Here is a 20,810-nt window from a genome sequence, read left to right on the forward strand (position 1 = left end):
GCGAGCCACGCTGGCACGACCCTCGCCGAGGCGGGTATCGGTCTTGCGGTGGGCGTCGCCCTGGGCGTGGCATCTGCGGTGGTGATGGACCGGTTCGAGATCCTCTACCGCGCGTTCTACCCCCTCGTGGTCCTCACCCAGACGATCCCCACCGTGGCCATCGCCCCGCTGCTCGTGCTCTGGTTCGGCTACGACATGCTGCCGAAGATCGTCCTCATCGTGATCTCGACCTTCTTCCCGATCACAGTGGGTGTCCTCGGCGGCTTCCGCTCGGTGGACCCCGACGAGATCGACCTCATGCGCTCCATGGGCGCCACGGAGCTCCAGATCCTGCGCCACGTGAAGTTCCCGGCGGCCCTGCCGCAGTTCTTCTCGGGGCTCAAGATCTCGGCCGCCTACGCCCTTGTGGGCGCGGTCATCGCCGAGTGGCTCGGCGGGTTCTCGGGTCTCGGCGTCTACATGACGCGCGTTCGCAAAGCCTATTCGTTCGACAAGATGTTCGCGGTCATCCTGCTCATCTCGGTCCTGAGCCTCGTGCTCATGTGGGCCGTCGAGCTCGTGCGCCGCCTCGCCACCCCCTGGGAGCGCGCCGGCTCGTCCGAGAGCCGCTGAGCGCCCCTGTCAACCTCAATGCGGGCCGCGCATTCGCGCCCGCGGAATTAGGAGTATCACATGTCCCACCAGATGATGAGCCGCCGTGCCTTCGCCCTCTCCGCCCTGGCAGGTGCCGCCGCTCTCACCGGTTGCACCGCAAACCAGGCCGCGAGCAGCGGCTCCACGGCCGGCTCCGGCTCGAGCTCGTCCGATCTCAAGAAGATCACCTTCGCCCTCGACTGGACGCCCAACACCAACCACACGGGCCTCTACGTGGCTCAGGAGCGCGGCTACTTCAAGGATGCCGGTTTCGACGTCACGATTCTCCAGGCCCCTGAGAACGGCGCCGATTCGCTCGTGGCCACGGGTGAGGCCCAGTTCGGCGTCAGCTTCCAGGACTCCATGGCGAGCTACCTCACGGGCGACTCGGTCCTGCCCGTCTCGGCCATCGCGGCGATCATCCAGCACAACACCTCGGGCATCATCAGCCTGGCCGACAAGGGCATCACGAGCCCGGCCAAGATGATGGACCACACGTACGCCACCTGGGAGATGCCCATCGAGCAAGGCGTCATCAAGCGCTGTGTCGAGGCCGACGGCGGCGATTACTCGCGCGTGAAGATGGTCCCCGAGACCATCACCGACGAGGTCAGTGCCCTCTCGTCCAACCAGGTCGACAGCATCTGGATCTTCTGGGCCTGGGCGGGGGAGAAGTGCAAGCTCGCCGGCCTCGATGTGAACTACTTCGCCTTCGCGGATATCGACTCCGTGTTTGACTACTACACGCCGGTGATCATCGCGAACGACGACCTCATCAAGAACGACCCCGACACGGTCCAGGCCTTCATGGATGCAACGCGCAAGGGGTACGAGGACTGCATCAAGGATCCGGACGGCACCGCGGATATCCTGCTTAAGGCCGCGCCCGAGCTCGACCGCGACCTCGTCGTCGCCTCGCAGCGCTACCTCGCCGACCAGTATCAGGCCGACGCCTCCGCCTGGGGCCTCATCGACCAGAACCGCTGGGACGCCTTCTACAGCTGGATCGCCGAGCAGGGATTCGTGCCCGAGCTCGCCTCGGGCGCCGGCCTCTCCACCGATTTCATCAAGGCGTAGGGGATCCGGAACGCGGCAGCAGGGAGGAGGAGCGATGGCTGATCTCGAGGTCATGCATGTGAGTCAGGCGTTCGGCGCCCTCACGGTCATCGAGGACGTGAGCCTCACCGTGGCGGCGGGCGAGATCGCCTGCCTGCTCGGCCCCTCAGGCGCCGGCAAGACGACGCTCTTCCACGTGATCGCCGGTCTCACGCGTCCGAGTGCGGGCCGCGTGCTCCTCGGCGGCCGCGACATCACGGGCGCGCCCGGCGAGCTCGCCTACATGCTGCAGAAAGACCTCCTCCTCGCCCATAAGACCATCCTCGACAACACGGCCCTCCCCCTGGTGCTCAAGGGGGAGCGGCCCGCTGCCGCCCGCGAGCGGGCACGCTCGCTCTTCGGGACCTTCGGGCTCGCGGGCACCGAGGACCGCTGGCCGGCGGAGCTCTCCGGCGGCATGCGCCAGCGCGCGGCCCTGCTGCGCAGCTACCTCTTCAACCAGGAGTTCATGCTGCTCGACGAGCCCTTCTCGGCGCTCGACGCCTTCACGAAGGCCGATATGCACCGCTGGTTCATCGAGGTGACCGAGGCCGTCGGCACCACGGCCCTCGTGGTCACCCACGATATCGACGAGGCCCTAGGGCTCGCCGACGTTATCTACGTCATGAGCGGCGCCCCGCGTGAGGGCGCGCCCACGCATATCGCGGGATCGGTGCGCGTGGGCCGCCCCCGCAGCGAGCGGGAGGACTTCGAGCTCACAGAGGAATTCATCGCCGCCAAGCGCGAGGTGCTCGCGTTGCTCCGGGGCGACCTGCCTGCGGCGTGAGTTTCATTTCAGCACTGCCGCTCGAACTGTGCGGCCACTGTGGTTAGATGCCGGGGCATGCAGGGGGCATGGGGCTGTGGGCGAACGCTGCAGGCCCCAAGCAGGGCCCGTGAAAGACAAGGGCAGGGCAGGAACCTCAAGAGCCCAGTCCCTCCACACATCCCCTCAGTTCCCGCGCGTGGAGGCGCGGACGATCACGCGTCCGGGGGCCACTGCCGTCCGCGCCGGCCCATCCGTGCCCCTCCCATCCAAGAGCGCGTCGAGCGCCGCCGCGGCGAGTCCCGCGGTGTCCTGCACGGCGGTGGTGATCCCGCCGAAAAGCGCACGGTTCCAAGCGTACTCATCGAAGGTTGCGATGCGGAGCGTGCCGGGGGCGGAAAGGTCTGTCTCGCCGAGCGCCTCCACCAAGCGGAGCAGCACGAGGCCGTTCACGGCGATGAGGCCGATGGGGGATACGGCACCTCTTACGAGCTCCTCCAGCTGCCGGGCGGCGTCCGCGGCCGGCGATGCGAGCGCGACCGTCCCGCCCGTCATCCCGCGTGCGGCGAGCTCACGCTCGAAGGATCGCGCACGCTCACGGCGGATGGCGCTCGTGCGGCCCCGCTCATCCAAGAGGTGGCAGATGGCGCATCCACGCCGATGGATCTCCTCAACCATCTCGCGCATGAGTCGGTCGTTGTCGGAGGTGACGAGGGGTAGGCCGCTGCCGGGCACGGCCCGGTCCAGCAGGACGATCGGGACGAGGCGCCCTGCCGCCGCAAGGGAGGCGGCCGCCTCGTCGCCCGCACGGCAGGAGTTGACCACGAGTCCGTCCACGCCGGCTGCGATGAGCCGCTCGCAGGCACGCTCCTCCTGTTCGGCGTCGTTGCCGCTGACGGCGGTCATGAGCGCGAGGCCCCGGTTGCCCGCATCGGCCGCGAGGGCCTCGAGCATGGCGCTCGAGTAGGGGTTGCACATATCGGCGAGGATGAGTCCGATGGCCCCTGTGCGCCCGCGGCGCAGGCTCCGGGCGGCATTGCTCGGCTGGTACCCGGTCCGCTCGATCACGGCCTTGACCCGGGCGCGCGTCTCGTCCGACATGGTGCCTGGCCGGTTGTTGAGGACGCGCGAGACCGTGGCTGGGCTCACGCCCGCCTCAGCCGCGATGTCCTTAATGCGCATGCGCCCCATCGTTCTCCCCTGTGATTCCGTCCCCGGATACGAAGTTTAAGAAATCGGTTTCTCTTTTCCGCTAGGGGGAGTATACTCCACGCGTAGAGAGAAATCGATTTCGTAATGCACGAGACCTTGGGCCGCAGCAGGGAGAGGAGCCACGATGGATACAAACACGACCGTCCTGACCTTCGGTGAGATCATGATGAGGCTCTCGCCGCCCGATCACTTGAGGATCGAGCAGGCCACGAGCTTCGACGTCCGCTATGGCGGCGCCGAGGCGAATGTGGCCCTCTCCCTTGCCTACCAGGGCGATCGGTCGGCATTCGTCTCCATCGTTCCAGCGAATCGCCTGGGTGACTGCGCCCTCAGGAGCCTCAGCGCCTATGGGGTGGACACCGGCCGCGTGGTCCGCGCGGGCGACCGTCTGGGGAGCTACGTCTTCGAGGTGGGCGCCTCCGTGCGCGGCAACGGCGTGGTGTACGACCGCAAGTACTCGGCCATCAGCCGGGCCTCTCACACGGACCTCGATTGGGCATCCATCCTCGACGGTGTCGGCGTCCTCTACCTCTCGGGTGTGACGCCGGCGGTATCGGACGAGATGGCCGTTGCCAGCCGCGAGGCCCTCGCGGCCTGCCGTGAGCGCAGGATCACCACGGTGCTCGACGTGAACTACCGCGGCAAGATGTGGACCCCCGAGCGTTCTCAGGAGGTCATGGCCGGCCTGCTCCCCCTTGTCGACGTCTGCATCGCGAACGATGAGGACGCCCCGCGCGGCCTCGGCATCACCTGCGTCTCGGGCTCGCTCGCGAACGGCATCGAGGAGCGGGACGGCTACGTTGAGATGGCGCGCGAGATCACGGAGCGCTATGGCTGCAAGCAGGTGCTCTCGGTGATCCGAAACATCTCGTCGGTGGAGAGCTCGGAGTGGATGGCCATGCTCTACCGCGCGGAGGGGGACGATCTTCTGCCGGGCACCGTCTCGGCCGGCGGCGCGCATGTCTTCAGCCCCGTCTACCCCGTGCACGTGCTCGAGGGTGTGGCCGCGGGGGATGCCTTCTCCGGTGCCTACCTGCATGCGCTCCTACACGGCTACGCGCCGCAGGAGGCCATCGACTACGCAATCGCCGGATCGGTGCTGAAGCTCACGATCCGCGGGGACTCGAACCTGGTCACCGAGGACGAGATCCGCGCGGTTGCTCAAGCGGGAGGAGGCGGCACCCGCGTGGCCCGGTAGGTCGGGCGCGCCTGAGCCCCCGCCCCCGATGAGCGAGGCGGCGCGCGAAAAGCCACCTGCTCTCTGTGAACGACTTGAGCGTCGCCCCTGGGATGGGGTGGCGTCCATCAGCTGCAGATCACGCACGTCGGTGATGCGGCCGCGCCCCTGCGGATGGGGCAGCACCTATACAACCTGCCGGGCGCCCTGTGCGCCGGACACTGCCTGAGAGGAACCCATTATGTTCGAATCGTTCTACCAGACCTTAGAGGAGCTGCTGATCGTGCCCGTCGTCGTGCTCGATGACGAGGCGGACGCGGCTCCGCTCGCCGATGCCCTCATGGCCGCCGGCATGCGTTCCGCCGAGGTGACCTTCCGCACCGCTGCTGCGGCGGGTTCGATCCGCGCCATGCGCGCCGCCCATCCCGACATGCACGCGGGCGCGGGCACGGTGCTCACGGTCGAGCAGGTGGACGAGGCGCTCGCAGCTGGCGCGGAGTTCATCGTCGCCCCGGGATTCGACGCTGAGGTCGTTTCCCATTGCATCGAGCGTGGCGTGCCGGTGCTGCCGGGCACCGTGACCCCGACCGAGGTGGGCTCGGCGCGCAAGCTCGGCCTCACCGTGACGAAGTTCTTCCCGGCGGCCCAGTACGGCGGCCTCGGCACCATCGCGGCGCTTTGCGCCCCGTTCGTCGGCCATCGCTTCATGCCGACCGGGGGCGTCAGCAAGGAGAACCTGGGCTCGTATCTCGGGAGTCCGGATATCATCGCCGTGGGCGGCACCTGGATGGTCAAGCCGGCGCTGTTCGCCGGGGGCGATTTCAGCCGCGTGTGCGAGCTCGCGGCCGAGGCCATGGCGGCTGCCCGCGCGGCCCGCGGATAGGGGCGCGCCGCCGGCATCGTTCAGGATATCGAGGGAGGCCGCCCGCACGGTTTGCGGGCAGGGGCATCGCTTCCCCGCAGGTGGGGCAACGCTTCTTCGCACGTGGGGCCACCGGCCGATGAAGGCGAGCCCCGCGGCCATGGGATGGCGTCGTTTCCCGGGATTGCGGCCGGTCGGCCGGCTCGGACCGCTCGCGTGTTTTGCATTTTTGCGAGCTATGCATAGATGTATCGGGGAAGAGGGCGCGTTGTGAACCCCGCTATTCATAACGCGCCTTTTTGCACCATAGTTTACCTGCGGTTTTGTGATTGGTACTCGCAGAGGCCCGATCTAGGTGTTCATAACTCAAGAAAATGCAATTTCAGCGGGCCCCGGCGGGCGGAAAGACGGCTTCCGGGGGGGGCAACCCGGGCCGACCGGAAAACCGCTTCAGGACCGAAAGCAACCGCACGTCGAGCAGCCGCCGCCACCAACACCCCGCGTGGCCTGCCGTGGTATAAAACAATACAGGTCAACCGAGGCCGCAGGGAGGATGCCGTGTGGGAGTCATCGCAGCGCGACGCGCGCCGGGTGCCGATCGATGAGCGCCGCGCCATGATCGTCGAGGAGGTCAACCTCCGCTCCTCCATCCGGGTGTCGGACATCTGCGAGCGCTTCAGGGTCTCAGAGGTCACGGCCAGGAATGACCTCGACAAGCTCGAACGCGGCGGCAAGCTCCGCCGCACGCATGGCGGTGCGGTCTCCATCGCGCGCACCATCACGGTGTCCTATCCCGATCAGCGCCTGAACATCAACGTCGAAGCGAAGCGCGCGGTTGCGAAGCGCGCCGCCGCGCTCGTGTCGAACGGCGACTCCCTGCTGGTCGACACGGGGACGACGACCTTCGAGTTCGTGCGCTTCCTGTCCGACAAACGCGATATCACGATCGTCACGAGCGACCTGTCGATCGCCAGCTTCGCGGATTCGAACCTTCCCCATGCCGACGTGCTGCTGCTGGGAGGCGCCCTGCGCAAGAACCACCGGTACATGACCGGCCCCATCACCAACCGCACCTTAGGCGACCTCTACCTCGACAAGGCCTTCCTCGCGACGGACTCCTTCCATCCCGATCACGGGTTCACCACCGAGTTCACCGGGAACGCGGACGTCAAGCGCCTCATGGTCGCGCGCGCCCGCGTCAAGATCATGCTCATGGACGCTTCGAAGGTGCGGTGCCCGTGCTTCGTCCGGTTCGCCGGGATCTCAGACATCGATGCCGTCGTGATCGACGAGGACCCCGGTGGGGCCCTTGCCGGCGCGATCGCCGCGGCCGGCGCCTCCACGGAGCTTGTGATCGCGGGCGATAGGACCACGCCTGGGCGGCGCGCGGCGGGCGCCGGCTCGGATGAGGACGGCGAGCGGGGAAGGCAGTTGACCGGGCACGTGGGTCGCACGCTCTGACGAACCCGTGTCGGAGGGGTCGCCGCAGGTGGTCCCTGCCATTTTATCGAAACGAAATATAACGAAACTATTTGTTCAATTACTTCCCTTGTAGTCGTTATATCTCACAAAAACGAAATATATCGAAATATAAAATATCCTTCGAAATAGTATTATTTCGTGGGTTATTTTCTATAAAGTACCAGGTAAATAGCCTAATTTAGGCAAAACGGGAAGCGCATATCTGAGAACTTTTCGTGATTCACATACCACTTACGTACGAAATAATCCCGTTCACCGACTGTTGGAGGACGAGCCGCCCGTGATCCCGTTCAATAAAGCTGTTCGAAGGCATCCCTCATACGCACGGAGAGAGGCACGGCACATGGATCTGAGCGAGATTCTGAGCGAGGACATCATCGACCTCGACCTCAAGGGGACCACGAAGGATGAGATCCTCCGCGAGCTCTCGGGGCACCTGTTCGAGGCGGGCTACATCTCCGATATCGAGCAGTTCGTGAGGGATATCTACGTCCGCGAGGCCGCCGGCATCACCGGTGCCGGCAACCATATCGCCATCCCGCACGGCAAGAGCGCGGTGGTCAAGAAGATCACGATCGCCATCGGGCGCTCGGAGCACCTGGTCGCATGGGAGAGCTACGACGACGAGCCCGTCAACCTGTTCTTCCTGTTCTGCGTGTCCGATGACGAGGGATTCGCCCAGAACCACATGCGGCTCTTGGCTGAGCTCGCCGGCAAGATCGGCAAAGACAGCCTGGTCGCCGCGCTTCAGGGGGCGAGGACCCCTTCCGAGGTCATTTCGATTCTCACGGCGTGACGAGCGCCGAAGGAACGCGCGCGGCGCGCGCATGGACGCCGGGGGCTGCGGCGTTCGAACCACACGAGAGAGGGGAAGCCAATGAAGATCGTCGGAGTCACCGCCTGCACCGCGGGCATCGCCCACACCTACATCGTCGCCCAGAAGATCAAGGACGCGGCGGAGGCGGCGGGCCACGCCTGCAAGATCGAGACGCAGGGGACGATCGGCGCGGACAACGTGCTCACCGGGGAGGAGATCGCAGCCGCCGATGTGGTGATCATCGCCCATGACATCGCGGTCGATACGGCCCGCTTCACGGGCAAGAAGGTTGTCGACATCCCCATCAGCGTGGCGATGAAGAACCCCAAGAGCCTGATCGCCACCATCGAGAAGAAGCTCACGCAGTAAGGGCAAGTGACCATCGCGCGGGCGGGAGGACGCCTGCGCGAAGAGAGGGGAGAACGATGTCCACCATCAAACGAGTTGGCGTCATGAAGACCATCATGACAGGCATTTCCTACATGATTCCCATGGTCGTGGCCGGCGGAATCCTCGGGGCCCTCGCCAAGGGCTTCGGCGGCTATCTGATCGGCGACTACTACGCTGCGGTCGCCGGTTCCTGGCCCACGCCGTTCACCGGCATGGAGCCCTTCACCTGGGGAGGGTTCTGGTGGGGCGTGAACATGCTCTCGGGCTACGCGATGAACTTCGCCGTCGCGATCCTCTGCGCCTACATGGCCTACTCGATCGCCGAGCGGCCCGGCATCGTGCCCGGCTTCATCATCGGCTACACGTGCACGATGTCGAAGGCCGGGTTCCTCGGCGGCCTGGTCATGGGCTTCGTCATCGGGTACTTCCTGCTGTGGATGAAGACCTGGAAGCTGCCGTCGTGGTGCGCCGGCCTGATGCCCGTCCTGATCATGCCCGTGCTCGCCACCTTCGTGTGCGGCATGCTGTTCCTCGCGGTCTTCGCCCAGCCCCTCGCATGGATCATGGACGTGTTCCAGGCGTGGATCATCTCGCTGAACGGCGGCTCCAAGGCCATCATCGGCGCTGTGATCGGCGCCTGCATGGGCTTCGACATGGGCGGCCCCGTCAACAAGACCGCCTCGATGGCCGCGAACGGCCTCGGTGCCGACGGCATCTACGGCCCCATGTCCGCGAAGATCATAGGCGGTATGACCCCGCCCGTCGGCGCCTTCGTGGCATCCCTCATCGCCCGCGACAAGTTCAGCCAGACGGAGCGCGACACCGCCATCACGGCGTTCCCCATGGGGCTCTGCTTCATCACCGAGGGCGTGCTCCCCTTCGCGGCGGCCGATCCGGTCCGCTTCATCCCGGCCTCGATGCTCGGCTCGGCGACGGCCGGCGCGATCGCCGTCGGCATGGGCGTCGAGTCCGTGGCCGGCCATGGCGGCATCTTCGTGTTCCCCACGATGGTGAACCCGGTGTGGGCCGTCATCGCCCTCGTCGCCGGCTCGCTCGTGACGGGCGTGGTCTACGCGCTCATCAAGCGCAGGCCGGAGGAGACCGAGAAGGTCGAGGAGGAGATCGTCGAACTCGACATCGACCTCTAAGCGCACACAAGGTGCCAGCGGACAGCTGGCACCTTCCATTTTCGTAGAGAAATCGAGGCAGGTCATGCTTGTTTCCATGAAGTCCCTTCTGGATCACGCCGATGAGAACACCTACGCGGTCATGGCGATGAACTCCATCAACATCGAGATGGTCCGCGCCGGCATCGAGGCGGCGACCGAGGAGCGGTCCCCGATCATCATCCAGATGGGCCCGGGCCAGATCGCGAAGCATGCGCATCTGGACGCGATCGTCCCCGTGGTCCGCGCCCTCGCCGAGAAGGCCCCGGTGCCGATCGCCCTGAACCTCGATCACGGGGCCCGGCTCGAGGACGAGGTCCGCGCCATCCAGGAGGGGTTCACCAACGTCATGATCGACGCCTCCTCCCTGCCCTTTGAGGAGAACGTGCAGCGGACCCGCACCGTTGTCACCCTGGCGCATCCCAAGGGCGTCTCCGTCGAGGCGGAGCTCGGCCATGTGGGGCAGGCGGCTGCGGGCGACGGTCGGACGGACGATATGTACACCGATGTCGCCCAGGCCTGCGAGTTCGTGGAGCGCACGGGTTGCGACGCCCTCGCCGTCGCCATCGGGACCGCTCACGGCACCTATCCCAAGGGGTACGTGCCGAAGCTCGACTTCAATCGCCTCGCCGAGTTGAAGCGGGCGCTCCAGATGCCGCTCGTGCTGCACGGCGGCTCCGGCTCGGGCGAGGAGAACCTCAAGGCGGCCGTCGCCGGCGGCATCAACAAGATCAACGTCTGCACCGATGCCTTCCAGGCGGCGAAGGAGGGCATGCTGGCGCTCCTCTCGGAGAACCCGGCCGCCGACTTCCTCGCCCTGCAGATGGCCGCCGAGGCGTCGATCAAGGCGTTCGTCAAAAAGTACCTGCACATCATCGGGTCGAACGACCGCTATACCTACGCGGCGTTCGATTCGGGGTCTAAGGAGTAGCGTCATGAAGATCGCACTGATCCAGGAATTCTCACAGGCGTCGAAGAACGACCTCATCCTCGGGCAGCTCAGAGGGGTCGCGGAGCCGCTGGGGCACACCGTGTTCAACACGGGTATGCACTACGTCGACAACCCCCGCGACCGGCCGGAGGACTATTCAGACGAGAACCCCCGCCTCACCTACCTCCACATCGGGATCCAGGCGGCGCTGCTGCTGAACTCCCGCGCGGTGGACTTCGTGGTCACGGGATGCGGCACCGGCCAGGGGGCGCTGATGAGCTGCAACATGTACCCCGGCGTCGTGTGCGGATACTGCATCGAGCCCACCGACGCCTACCTGTTCCTGCAGATCAACGACGGCAACGCGCTGTCCATCCCCTTTGCCAAGGGGTTCGGGTGGGGCGCCGAGCTCAACCTTGAGGGCATCTTCACCCGTGCCTTCGCCTCGCCGAAGGGGCAGGGGTATCCGGCGGATCGCAAGGAGGCGCAGGGCAGAAACGTGCGCCTGCTCGATGACGTCAAGCGCCGCGTCGCCAAGCCCCTTCCCGAGATCCTGCGCGCGCTCGACCCGGAGATGGTGAGGACGGCCCTCACCAAACCCTTCCTCGACTGCTTCCTCACGGGCTGCGAGGACGGCGAGCTCGAGGCGATCGTGCGCGAGCTCGCGGCATGACGGGGCGGGCGCCCAGGGACCGCGAGCCCTAAGGGGCGCTTGCGTGTGAACGACGATGCGGGGAGGGGACGAATGCAGCTATCGGAGTACGTGCAGATCGCCTGCGCGGCGCTCGGCCTCAGCGGCGTCGCGCTCGTCAGGGTCTCGTACATGAGGCGGCGCCAGGCCGATCCGTCGGTTGGGGCATACGACCGGCGCGAGCGCCTGATACGCGCCCTGTCGTGGGCGCTGATCGCCGTCGGCCTCGTCCTCGTCTTCATCCCCTTCGCGTGAGGGCGGCTGGGCGCGGCGAATCGTATGCGATGGGAGCATGTGATGGATTACCTCGAATTTGATGCACACCGGCCGTTGGACCTCGTGCTGTTGGGACGGATCGCCATCGATTTCAACCCGGCGTACTCCGACACGGTCAAGGAGGCCTTCAAGCCGCTCAAGGAGGTGCGGTACTTCGAGAAGTACGTGGGCGGCTCCCCGGCGAACATCGCGGTGGGCGCGGTGCGCCACGGCATGAAGGCGGGGTTCATCGGGAAGATCTCCAACGACCAGTTTGGCGATTTCGTCCTCGAGTACTTCGAGCGGCAGGGCATCGATACGAGCCATGTGACGCGGTGCCGGGGAGGGGAGAAGCTGGGCCTGACGTTCACGGAGATGCTGTCCCCCTCCGAGAGCCGGATTCTGATGTATAGGAACTGCATCGCGGACCTGCAGCTCTCCGTCGACGACATCGACGGCCCGTATATCGCGGACGCCAAAATGCTGCTGATCTCTGGCACCGCGCTGGCGGAGAGCCCGAGCCGGGAGGCGGCCCTGAAAGCCGCGCTGCTGGCGCGGCAGGTGGGCACGCCGATCCTGTTCGACATCGACTACCGCGCCTACAACTGGAAGAGCGCTGACGAGATCGCGATCTACTATGCGGCCATCGCCCGCCAGGCCGACGTCATCATGGGGTCGCGTGAGGAGTTCGATCTGACGGAGGCGCTGATCAGGCCCGGGATGACGGACGAGGAGAGCGCATCGTATTGGCATGGTGAGCGCGCGAAGATCGTCGTCATCAAACACGGCATGCAGGGCTCGACGGCGTATGTGTCCGACGGGGGCTCGTACTCCATCAAACCGTTCCCGGTGACGGCCCGCAAGGGGTTCGGCGGCGGCGACGGATACGGATCGGGGTTCATCTACGGCCTGCTCAGCGGATGGGACATCCAGCGGTGCCTCGAGTTCGGATCGGCCGAGGCCTCGATGATGGTCCGGGCCAACAACTGCTCCGACGCCCTGCCGACCCCCGAGGAGGTGCGCGCCTTCATCGCCGAGGAGAAGGCGCTGTACGGTGAGATGGTGGCCCAGGTCGCGCCCGATGGCGCTGCGGGGCCAACGAGTGAAGGAGGTGCCTGATGGGGGAGAGCACGGATGTGCGCCCGGTTCAAACTCCGGCGACAAGGAGGCTTCCCGCGGTCCAGCTCGCGGGGGCCTGCGATCGGTTTCTGCTTTCGAACGGCGTTGAGATCCCCTGCCTTGGCTTTGGGACCTACATGGTGCCCCCTGATGAGCGCGGGGCGCGATCCATCCGCTTCGCCCTCGACAGAGGGCTCCGCCATATCGACACGGCGACCTCATACAAGAACGAGCACGTGGTGGGCGAGGTCATACGGGACTCGGGTATCCCGAGGAGCGAGATCTTCATCACGAGCAAGCTGAACAACCCGGATCAGGGCGCGGAGGCGGCGCGTGCGGCATTCGACCGCACGCTCTCGTGGCTGCAGGTGGACTACCTCGACCTCTATCTGATCCACTGGCCCCGCGTGGCCGGCTGGGAGGATGTCTGGGAGGAGCGCATCGCCGAGACCTGGCGGGTTTTCGAGGAGCTGCACCGGTCCGGCCGGATCAGGGCGATCGGCGTGTCGAACTTCCTCGTCCACCATCTCGAGGCGCTCGTCTCCCGCGCCGATATCGCCCCCATGGTCGACCAGATCGAGCATAACCCCGGGTACCAGCAGCGCGACACGGTCGCATGGTGCGAGCGGAACGGGGTGCAGCTGGAGGCGTGGGGCCCGCTCGGCCGGGGCAGGCTCATGGGGCATCCGGTGATCCGGGAGATCGCCGCGAGCCACGGAAAGGACCCGGGTCAGGTTTGCGTGCGGTACGCCCTGCAAAAGGGGTTCGTCACGATGCCGAAGTCGAATCGGGTGGAGCGGATCAGGAGCAACGCCGACGTGTTCGACTTCGCTCTTTCCGAGGACGAGATCGCGGCGCTGGATGCGCTCGACACCGAGGATGGATACACCTTCCATCCGGATCGCCTGGACGAATGGGCCGAGCGCGTCGCCCGCGCCCACGCCGAGTCGGGCGTGGCGTAGGCGAGAGAGGAGAGGGATATGGATGCGTGTCAGCACGGGCCGTGGTCGTTTCTGACCCCGCAGGAGATCCTGTACGGAGACGGCGCCCTTGAGCGCTTGGCGGACGCGTTGCCGAGTTTGGGCACCAAGGCGCTGGTGGTGACCGATGCGACGATGGTGGGGCTCGGCAACGTCGCGCGCGCCTGCGCGGTGCTGGACCGCGCCGGGATAGCCTGGGAGATCTTCGATCAGGTGAGCGGCGAGCCCACCGACACGATGGTGCGCGCGGGCGCGCAGCTGTTCCGGTGCTCCGGCTGCGACTTCATGGTGGGTCTCGGCGGCGGCAGCCCCCTCGACACGATGAAGGCGATCGCCCTGGTCGTCGCAGGCGGCGGCGAGATCTCGTCCTATTTGGGCAGGACCGCGGAGGGGCCGGTGTGCCCGATGGTCGCCGTGCCCACGACCGCCGGCACCGGATCGGAGGCGACGCGGTTCGCCATCATCACCGACACGGCGCGCGACGTGAAGATGCTCATCGCGGGGCCGTCGCTCATCCCGCATACGGCCGTCGTCGATCCGGTCTTCACCCTCACCGCCCCGGCGTCCGTCACGGCGGCGACGGGCGTGGATGCGCTCTGCCATGCGATCGAGTCCTTCACCTCGCGCAAGGCGAACCCGCTGTCCGAGACGTTCTCCCTCTCCGCCGCGCGGCGGATCTTCGGGAACCTCGCGACCTGCGTCCGGGAGCCGGAAAACAGGGAGGCGCGCGTGCAGATGTCCCTTGCGGCCACGGAGGCGGGGATCGCGTTCAGCAACGCCAGCGTGACGCTCATCCATGGCATGAGCAGGCCGATCGGCGCCCTGTTCCATGTGCCCCACGGGCTCTCAAATGCCATGCTCATGGACGTGTGCCTGACCTTCGCGCTCGACGGGGCGCCGGAGCGGTTCGCGCGCATCGCGCGGTACTGCGGGATCTCCTCGAGCCCGTCTGAGCGCGAGGCCTCGGCCGCGCTGATGCGCGCGATACGCGACCTGCTCACCGAGCTGGAGATCCCCTCGCTTGCGGCATACGGGGTTCCCCGCGAGGCGTACTTCGGGGCGATCGAGAAGATGGTCGCCGATGCGATCGAGAGCGGGAGCCCCGCGAACACCATCAGGGACGTGGGCCCGGAGGATCTTCGGCGGCTGTACGCGGACGCGTATGATCGAGGCGCCCGGTAGGTGCACCTGTCCGGTGCAGACTCCGCTATATACCCCGACCGCGGCCTTGTCATACAATCCGTAGGTCGCAACCGCATGTTTTGCAAAAGATGCACGCCAGGTCTTCACATCCCCTGCGTGACGTGATAGTTTACGTAAGCGAACATAGATGAGGTTAACTTAGGTCCGCATGCTGCGATCAGCAGACGGGCGTGCGGGCCGCCTTGCTTTGTTCAGAGCGAGCGAGTGTGGAAGCAGGTGGTGAGTATGCCAACGGGAATGCCGGCGATGCCGCTCTCCCTGGTGCGTGCCGGTGAGACCGTCACGGTCGCACGGGTGCGCGGCAACCAGGATATGAAGCGCCACCTCCAAGATCTCGGCTTTGTCGAGGGGTCCCAGGTACACGTGGTGACCTCGAGCGGCAGCAACGTCATCGTCATGGTGAAGGGCGCGCGCTTCGGCCTCGATGTCAAAGTGGCCCAGTATGTGATGACGGCCTGAGCATTCGATCGTCGCAAAGGCATGGGGCGGGCCGCCGATGAGCTGGCCTGTCCAATCAGGACCATCACCTGAAAGGAGGAAGTAATGAAGACGATGGGAGATGTCGCTGTGGGGGACTCCTCCACGATCATCAAGCTGCACGGTTCCGGTGCGCTTCGTCGCCACCTCATGGACCTGGGCCTCATCAAGGGGACCCTGTTCAAGGTCGTGAAGGTCGCGCCGCTCGGCGATCCGATCGAGATCACCGTGCGCGGCTACGAGCTGTCCATCCGCAAGGAGGAGGCGGCGATCGTCGAGGTCGCGTAAGGCGCGCACAATCGACGATTCAGGCAGGTAGAGACGCTTCCTTGAGCATATGCCGGGTCTGCGCCGGCGGCCGGGGAGGCGCTCGGTAACTTCGCCAAAAGTTTCAAAGCCTCAGGAAGAAGGAGTTTCATGGCAGCTTCAGAGCTCCATATCGCATTGGCGGGCAACCCCAACTGCGGCAAGACGACGTTGTTCAACCTGATCACCGGCCAGAACGGCTACGTGGGCAACTGGCCCGGCGTGACGGTTGAGAAGAAGGAGGCCAAGCTCTCGAGCGACAAGAGCGTGACCGTCACAGACCTCCCCGGCATCTATTCCCTGTCCCCCTACAGCCCCGAGGAGCAGGTCTCGCGCGACTACCTCATGAGCGGCGAGCCCGATGCGGTCATCCAGGTCATCGACGCCACCAACCTCGAGCGCAACCTCTATCTGGCGCTCCAGGTCATCGAGACGGGTCTTCCCACCGTCGTCGCCCTGAACATGGCCGACCTCGTGGAGCGCAACGGCGACAAGATCGACACCGCGGCGCTCTCCCGCAAGCTCGGGTGCCCGGTGGTGCTCATCTCCGCCCTCAAGAACACGGGCATCAGCGAGCTCTTCGACGCGGTCCGCGCGGCCGCCCAGAAGGGTTCCGTGCCCGAGCACAAGTTCGACTCCGCGATCGAGGACGTCCTCGACCGCATCGAGAGCCTGCTGCCCCAGAGCGTGCCGGCGGGCAAGTGCCGCTACTACGCCGTCAAGCTCTTCGAGCGCGACGAGGCGGCCACCAAGCTCCTGAACCTCTCCGCCGATAAGGCGGCCGACGTCGAGCGGATCGTGGCCCAGTGCGAGGCCGACTGCGACGACGACGCCGAGTCCATCATCACGAGCGAGCGCTACGCGGTGATCGCCCATATCATCGACGAGTGCCTGCACCGCGCCCCCGCCCGGATGAGCGTCTCCGAGAAGATCGACCGCGTCGTCACCAACCGCTGGCTGGGCCTCCCTATCTTCGCCCTGGCCATGTTCTGCGTGTACTGGCTCGCCATCTCCACCTTCGGCACGGCGGCCACGGACTTCACGAACGACCAGATCTTCGGTGACGGCTGGTTCGTGCTCGGCCAGGGCCGCGAGGCCTACGACGAGGCCTCCGGCGAGTTCGAGACCTCCAAGACCGAGATCGCCGCGTTCATGGACGCCGCCGCCGAGCAGGGCATCGACGTGAGCTCCTACACCGAGGCCATGGACGCCGAGGACACCGAGGGCGCGTTCGCCGCCGCCGAGAAGATCGCCTCCGAGCCCGCCGCCTCCAAGATCACGGCGACCGCCGAGTTCGAGGACGAGGACTCCGGCGAGGTGACCACCAGCGAGGTGGACGCCGCGACCGTGGCGAAGGACGCGCAGGTGGCCGAGCCCGATCCGACCGAGTTCGGTCCCTGGGTCCCCGGCATCCCCGACGTCGTGACCGGCTGGCTCGAGGCCGCGGGCGCGAGCGCCGTGGTCACCGGCCTCGTGGTCGACGGTGTCGTCGCCGGCGTGGGCGCCGTGCTCGGCTTCATCCCGCAGATGTTCGTCCTCTTCGTGCTCCTGTCCTTCCTTGAGGACTGCGGCTACATGGCCCGCGTCGCGTTCGTCATGGACCGCGTGTTCCGCCGCTTCGGCCTCTCCGGCAAGTCCTTCATCCCGATGCTCGTCTCCACGGGCTGCGGCGTTCCCGGCGTGCTCTCCACCAAGACCATCGAGAACGAGAAGGACCGCCGCATGACGGTCATCACCACGACCTTCATCCCCTGCGGCGCCAAGCTGCCCCTCATCGCCCTGCTCATGGGCGCCCTGGTGAGCGACAACAAGGCCTCCTGGATCGCCCCGCTCTTCTACTTCCTGGGCGTGTTCGCGGTCATCGTGTCGGGCATCATGCTCAAGAAGACCAAGATCTTCGCCGGCCGCCCGACGCCCTTCGTCATGGAGCTGCCGTCCTACCACCTGCCCTCCGTCCGCTCCTGGGCCCTGCACGTGTGGGAGCGCGTGAGCGCCTACATCAAGAAGGCCTTCACGATCATCTTCGCCTCCACCATCGTGGTGTGGTTCCTCTCCAACTTCGGCGTGTACGAGGGCACCTTCGGGTTCCTCCCCGAGATCACCAACGGCCTCGAGGAGTTCACGGACTACTCCGTGCTCGCCATGGTCTCGACCGCGCTGGGCTGGATCTTCGCCCCGCTGGGCTTCGAGTCCTGGCAGGCCACGGCCATGAGCGTCACCGGCCNCGTGCGCGCACGGGTTGGCGCGCGAGGACGCCGCGCGTGTCGGCGCGCCCGGGTGCCACGCGTGGGTTAACGTTCCCCAATCCCGCGGCGCGGGCGCTATCATGGAGGCCGACGGACGTGCGTTGAGATGGGGTCGATCCGATGGCGCAGCATACAGACGGCGGCAGGGTGACGATGAAGGACATCGCCGCCGCGCTCGACGTCTCGATCAACACGGTGCACAAGGCGCTGACGGGGAAGTCCGGCGTCTCCGATGCGGTCCGCTGCCGCATCGTGAAGCTGGCCGACGAGCTGGGCTACCGGCGCAACGCCGCCGCGTCGAACCTGCGTCGTAAGCGCGTGCGCATCGCGATCTGCTTGCCTGCGGCCACGGGGACGGGGCGCTACTTCCACGCGTACCTGTGGGAGGGCTGCCGCCGCCACCTCGACGAGGCCCGGGATTCTGGCATCGAGGCCGAGTTCATCGACTTCGAGATCGGCAGCTACGCCCCGTGCCTCTCCCGTCTCGTGGAGCGCGTCGAGGCGGGCGGCCATCTGGACGGCCTGCTCGCCCTCGCCCCGGCGGAAGGGGAGGAGACCTCCCTGCTCCGGCGGCTCACCGATGCGGGGGTTTCCCTCATCCTGCTCAACGGGGACCGGCCGCAGACCAAGCGCGTGGGCGCGGTGGTGGCTGACTTTGAGTCCGCGGGCGGCCTCTTGGCCGAGCAGGCGGAGAACCTGCTGCGCTTCGCGGGGCCCGGCGCGCGCGTCCTGCTGCTCTCCGGCGATGCGGCCATGCCCTCCCATGAGCTCGTGGCCCGCGCCTTCCGCGAGCGCCTGCGACGGCGCTGGCCCGGCCTTGTCATCGACGAGGTTCCCGGGGCCCACGGCCAGGCCGATGAGCTCCATCGCGCCCTGCTGGCCCACCTCGAGGCGGCCCGCCCCGCGCTGGCCGTGAGCGTCTTCGCGCTCGGCAGCGAGATCCTCGCCGACACCCTGGTGGAGCTCGGCCTTGCAGGGGAGGTCGCGGCCCTCGGCAGCGACCTGTTCCCCGAGAGCATCGCGGCGCTCCGGCAAGGGGTTTTCACGAACCTCGTGTACAAGGACCCTGTCGGGATGGCGTACCGGGCGATCGGCGACCTCATCGATGCGGTCCTCTGGCACGCGCTCCCTGCGAACGAGGTGCAGACGGGCTCCGTCGAGCTGGTGTTCCAGAGCAACCTCGCCCAGGTGTGCGCCCGGGCGAGCGCGAACCTCCGGTAAGGGCACAGCGGCACCCAGGCGGGGAGGCTCGATGCCGCTCCGCCTCCGGGATGCCCTGCGAGGCCGACCCCGGCCGCGTCTCGCGCGGTATCGCGGATCCGCATGGCGGGCCGCTCGACCTGCCCTGCTCCGTTCCCGGCACCCGCCATTCGCCGAAAAACCGCGCCGTCCGCCGCCCGAGAAAGTGAACGTTCACTTTCTCGCTAGACAGCCGCATGGCCGAAGAGGTAACGTTCACCTTGTTCATGCGGCCGCTCGCCTCCGACCGGTCGCTCCGTCCAGATTCCCCTGATGGGGGACGAGAGGGAAGACGATGAAGCAGTTCATGGATGACCGGAGTTTTCTGCTGAGCACACAAACCGGAGAGGAGCTCTACCACGAGGCGGCCGAGGACCTGCCCATCATCGACTACCACTGCCACATCTCGCCGCGCGAGATCTTCGAGGACAGGCGCTTCGAGAACATCGCCGAGGCCTGGCTCGGCGGCGATCACTACAAATGGCGCCTCATGCGCGCCTGTGGCGTGGACGAGCGCCTGATCACCGGTGACGCACCGGCTCGCGACAAGTTCCAGGCATGGGCGGAGACCCTCGAGCGCTCCATCGGCAACCCGGTCTTCGAATGGAGTCACCTGGAGCTCAAGCGCTACTTCGGCTACGAGGGCGTGCTCTCGGGCAAGACCGCCCAGGAGGTCTGGGACCTCACGGCCGCGAAGCTCGCCGAGGCCGACTTCACCTGCCGGGAGATCGTGCGCCAAAGCGGCGTGCGCCTGATCTGCACCACGGACGACCCCGCGGACAGCCTCGAGTGGCACAAAAAGCTCGCGGCGGATCCGAGCTTCGACGTGCAGGTGCTACCCGCGATGCGCCCCGATGCGGCTCTCAGGATCGAGCGGACCTCCGCGTTCACGGCCTACCTCGAGCGCCTGGGCGGCCTCGTGGGCGAGCCGATCACCTCGTTCGCCGCCCTCAAGCGCGCCATCTCCGCGCGCTACGACGAGGCGCACGCCCTCGGGTGCCGCGCCTCCGATCACGCCCTCGACTACGTCATGTACGTGCCCGCCAGCGATGAGGAGATCGAGGGCATCTTCGCGCGCGCCCGCGCCGGCCAGGCGCCGACCGAGCGGGAGGCGCTCGCCTACAAGACCGCGTTCATGCAGTTCGCGGCCGGCGAGTACGTGCGCCTCGGCTGGGCGATGCAGCTCCACTTCGGATGCCGGCGCGACAACAACAGCGCCATGCTCGCGAAGCTCGGCCCCGACACCGGCTACGACGCCGTGGCCAACTACACCCCCGCGGATCAGCTCGCCGCGTTCCTGAACGCCATCCATGAGCGCACCGGCCTGCCGAAGACCATCCTCTACAGCCTGAATCCGGCGGACGCCATCGTCATCGACACCGTCATGGGGTGTTTCCAGGAGGGACCCGTCGCCGGCAAGATGCAGAACGGCAGCGCGTGGTGGTTCAACGACCATGAGGTCGGCATGCGCGACCAGCTCACGACCTTGGCGAACGAGGGCGTTCTCGGCACGTTCATCGGCATGCTCACCGACTCGCGGAGCTTCCTGTCCTACCCACGCCACGAGTACTTCCGCCGCGTGCTCTGCGGCCTTGTGGGCGAGTGGGTCGAGGCGGGCAAGTTCCCCGATGACCGCGACCTCCTCCACCGGCTCGTACGCGATATCTCCTACAACAACGCCGTGCGCTACTTCGGCTTCGACCTCGATACCGTGACGGCCTGATGCGAGGCTGAGGGCCGGCGGGCCCAACCGGATCGGACCG

The 20,810-nt window shown here is 66.6% G+C and carries 20 protein-coding genes and 1 pseudogene; 20 read left to right on the forward strand and 1 reads right to left on the reverse strand.

Translation table 11 applies throughout. The annotated features are described in order from the left end of the window. The 3 genes from CAP13_RS08085 to CAP13_RS08095 all read left to right on the forward strand — a co-directional run. Window positions 1-612, forward strand: a 612-nt coding sequence (locus CAP13_RS08085) for an ABC transporter permease (RefSeq protein WP_085831086.1), incomplete at its 5' end; no start/stop codon positions are given. A gap of 60 nt (window positions 613-672) precedes the next feature. Beyond that, window positions 673-1,710 carry an ABC transporter substrate-binding protein gene (locus CAP13_RS08090; RefSeq protein WP_218775334.1) on the forward strand — a complete coding sequence of 346 codons (1,038 nt, stop codon included), beginning with the start codon at window positions 673-675 and terminating at the stop codon, window positions 1,708-1,710. A 34-nt stretch (window positions 1,711-1,744) separates the two neighbouring features. Beyond that, window positions 1,745-2,515, forward strand: a complete 771-nt coding sequence (locus CAP13_RS08095; protein ID WP_085831087.1) for an ABC transporter ATP-binding protein — start codon at window positions 1,745-1,747, stop codon at window positions 2,513-2,515. A gap of 165 nt (window positions 2,516-2,680) precedes the next feature. Here the strand turns inward: CAP13_RS08095 and CAP13_RS08100 are convergent, their stop codons facing one another. After that, window positions 2,681-3,676, reverse strand: coding sequence for a LacI family DNA-binding transcriptional regulator (locus CAP13_RS08100; protein WP_179185006.1), 996 nt, complete (start codon window positions 3,674-3,676; stop codon window positions 2,681-2,683). A gap of 154 nt (window positions 3,677-3,830) precedes the next feature. Here CAP13_RS08100 and CAP13_RS08105 point away from each other — a divergent pair, with 154 nt between their 5' ends. The 17 genes and pseudogenes from CAP13_RS08105 (at window position 3,831) to uxaC (ending at window position 20,770) form a co-directional block, all read left to right on the forward strand. Next, the gene (locus CAP13_RS08105) at window positions 3,831-4,904 is read left to right on the forward strand and encodes a sugar kinase (protein WP_085831089.1); all 1,074 of its coding nucleotides are present in this window, start codon (window positions 3,831-3,833) and stop codon (window positions 4,902-4,904) included. Between the two features lie 220 nt (window positions 4,905-5,124). Next, window positions 5,125-5,766, forward strand: a complete 642-nt coding sequence (gene eda / locus CAP13_RS08110) for a bifunctional 4-hydroxy-2-oxoglutarate aldolase/2-dehydro-3-deoxy-phosphogluconate aldolase (RefSeq protein WP_085831090.1) — start codon at window positions 5,125-5,127, stop codon at window positions 5,764-5,766. A 537-nt stretch (window positions 5,767-6,303) separates the two neighbouring features. Further along, window positions 6,304-7,206: a DeoR/GlpR family DNA-binding transcription regulator gene (locus CAP13_RS08115; RefSeq protein WP_085831091.1), complete on the forward strand. Its 903-nt coding sequence runs from the start codon at window positions 6,304-6,306 to the stop codon at window positions 7,204-7,206. A 364-nt stretch (window positions 7,207-7,570) separates the two neighbouring features. Continuing rightward, entirely contained in the window at window positions 7,571-8,023 is a 453-nt protein-coding gene (locus CAP13_RS08120; protein WP_085831092.1) for a PTS sugar transporter subunit IIA, read from the forward strand. Window positions 8,024-8,104: 81 nt separating this feature from the next. Continuing rightward, the gene (locus tag CAP13_RS08125) at window positions 8,105-8,413 is read left to right on the forward strand and encodes a PTS fructose transporter subunit IIB (protein WP_085831093.1); all 309 of its coding nucleotides are present in this window, start codon (window positions 8,105-8,107) and stop codon (window positions 8,411-8,413) included. A gap of 56 nt (window positions 8,414-8,469) precedes the next feature. After that, a complete protein-coding gene (locus tag CAP13_RS08130; RefSeq protein ID WP_085831094.1) occupies window positions 8,470-9,582 on the forward strand; it encodes a PTS fructose transporter subunit IIC in 1,113 nt (370 codons plus the stop codon). A gap of 64 nt (window positions 9,583-9,646) precedes the next feature. Next, a complete protein-coding gene (locus tag CAP13_RS08135) occupies window positions 9,647-10,531 on the forward strand; it encodes a class II fructose-bisphosphate aldolase (protein ID WP_085831095.1) in 885 nt (294 codons plus the stop codon). A 4-nt stretch (window positions 10,532-10,535) separates the two neighbouring features. Then, window positions 10,536-11,204, forward strand: coding sequence for an RpiB/LacA/LacB family sugar-phosphate isomerase (locus tag CAP13_RS08140; RefSeq protein ID WP_085831096.1), 669 nt, complete (start codon window positions 10,536-10,538; stop codon window positions 11,202-11,204). A 72-nt stretch (window positions 11,205-11,276) separates the two neighbouring features. Then, window positions 11,277-11,477 (forward strand): hypothetical protein, encoded by a 201-nt coding sequence (locus tag CAP13_RS08145; protein WP_085831097.1) that lies wholly within the window; start codon window positions 11,277-11,279, stop codon window positions 11,475-11,477. A gap of 42 nt (window positions 11,478-11,519) precedes the next feature. After that, entirely contained in the window at window positions 11,520-12,596 is a 1,077-nt protein-coding gene (gene iolC, locus CAP13_RS08150; RefSeq protein WP_085831098.1) for a 5-dehydro-2-deoxygluconokinase, read from the forward strand. Beyond that, window positions 12,596-13,558 carry an aldo/keto reductase gene (locus CAP13_RS08155; protein ID WP_085831099.1) on the forward strand — a complete coding sequence of 321 codons (963 nt, stop codon included), beginning with the start codon at window positions 12,596-12,598 and terminating at the stop codon, window positions 13,556-13,558. Before iolC ends, CAP13_RS08155 begins: the two co-directional genes overlap by 1 nt. 18 nt (window positions 13,559-13,576) lie before the next feature. Further along, complete coding sequence (locus tag CAP13_RS08160) at window positions 13,577-14,758, forward strand: iron-containing alcohol dehydrogenase (RefSeq protein WP_085831100.1); 1,182 nt, start codon at window positions 13,577-13,579, stop codon at window positions 14,756-14,758. A gap of 246 nt (window positions 14,759-15,004) precedes the next feature. Beyond that, window positions 15,005-15,238 (forward strand): FeoA family protein, encoded by a 234-nt coding sequence (locus CAP13_RS08165; RefSeq protein WP_085831101.1) that lies wholly within the window; start codon window positions 15,005-15,007, stop codon window positions 15,236-15,238. An 84-nt stretch (window positions 15,239-15,322) separates the two neighbouring features. After that, the gene (locus CAP13_RS08170) at window positions 15,323-15,544 is read left to right on the forward strand and encodes a FeoA family protein (RefSeq protein ID WP_085831102.1); all 222 of its coding nucleotides are present in this window, start codon (window positions 15,323-15,325) and stop codon (window positions 15,542-15,544) included. Window positions 15,545-15,673: 129 nt separating this feature from the next. Then, window positions 15,674-17,791 (forward strand): annotated as a pseudogene (gene feoB, locus CAP13_RS10330) (ferrous iron transporter B); the annotation flags it as partial. 137 nt (window positions 17,792-17,928) lie between these two features. Next, complete coding sequence (locus CAP13_RS08180) at window positions 17,929-19,029, forward strand: substrate-binding domain-containing protein (RefSeq protein ID WP_085831104.1); 1,101 nt, start codon at window positions 17,929-17,931, stop codon at window positions 19,027-19,029. A gap of 313 nt (window positions 19,030-19,342) precedes the next feature. Further along, complete coding sequence (gene uxaC, locus CAP13_RS08185) at window positions 19,343-20,770, forward strand: glucuronate isomerase (protein WP_085831105.1); 1,428 nt, start codon at window positions 19,343-19,345, stop codon at window positions 20,768-20,770. The last annotated feature ends 40 nt before the right edge of the window (window positions 20,771-20,810 follow it).

This window comes from Collinsella vaginalis (assembly GCF_900176655.1).
Classification (GTDB): domain Bacteria; phylum Actinomycetota; class Coriobacteriia; order Coriobacteriales; family Coriobacteriaceae; genus Collinsella; species Collinsella vaginalis.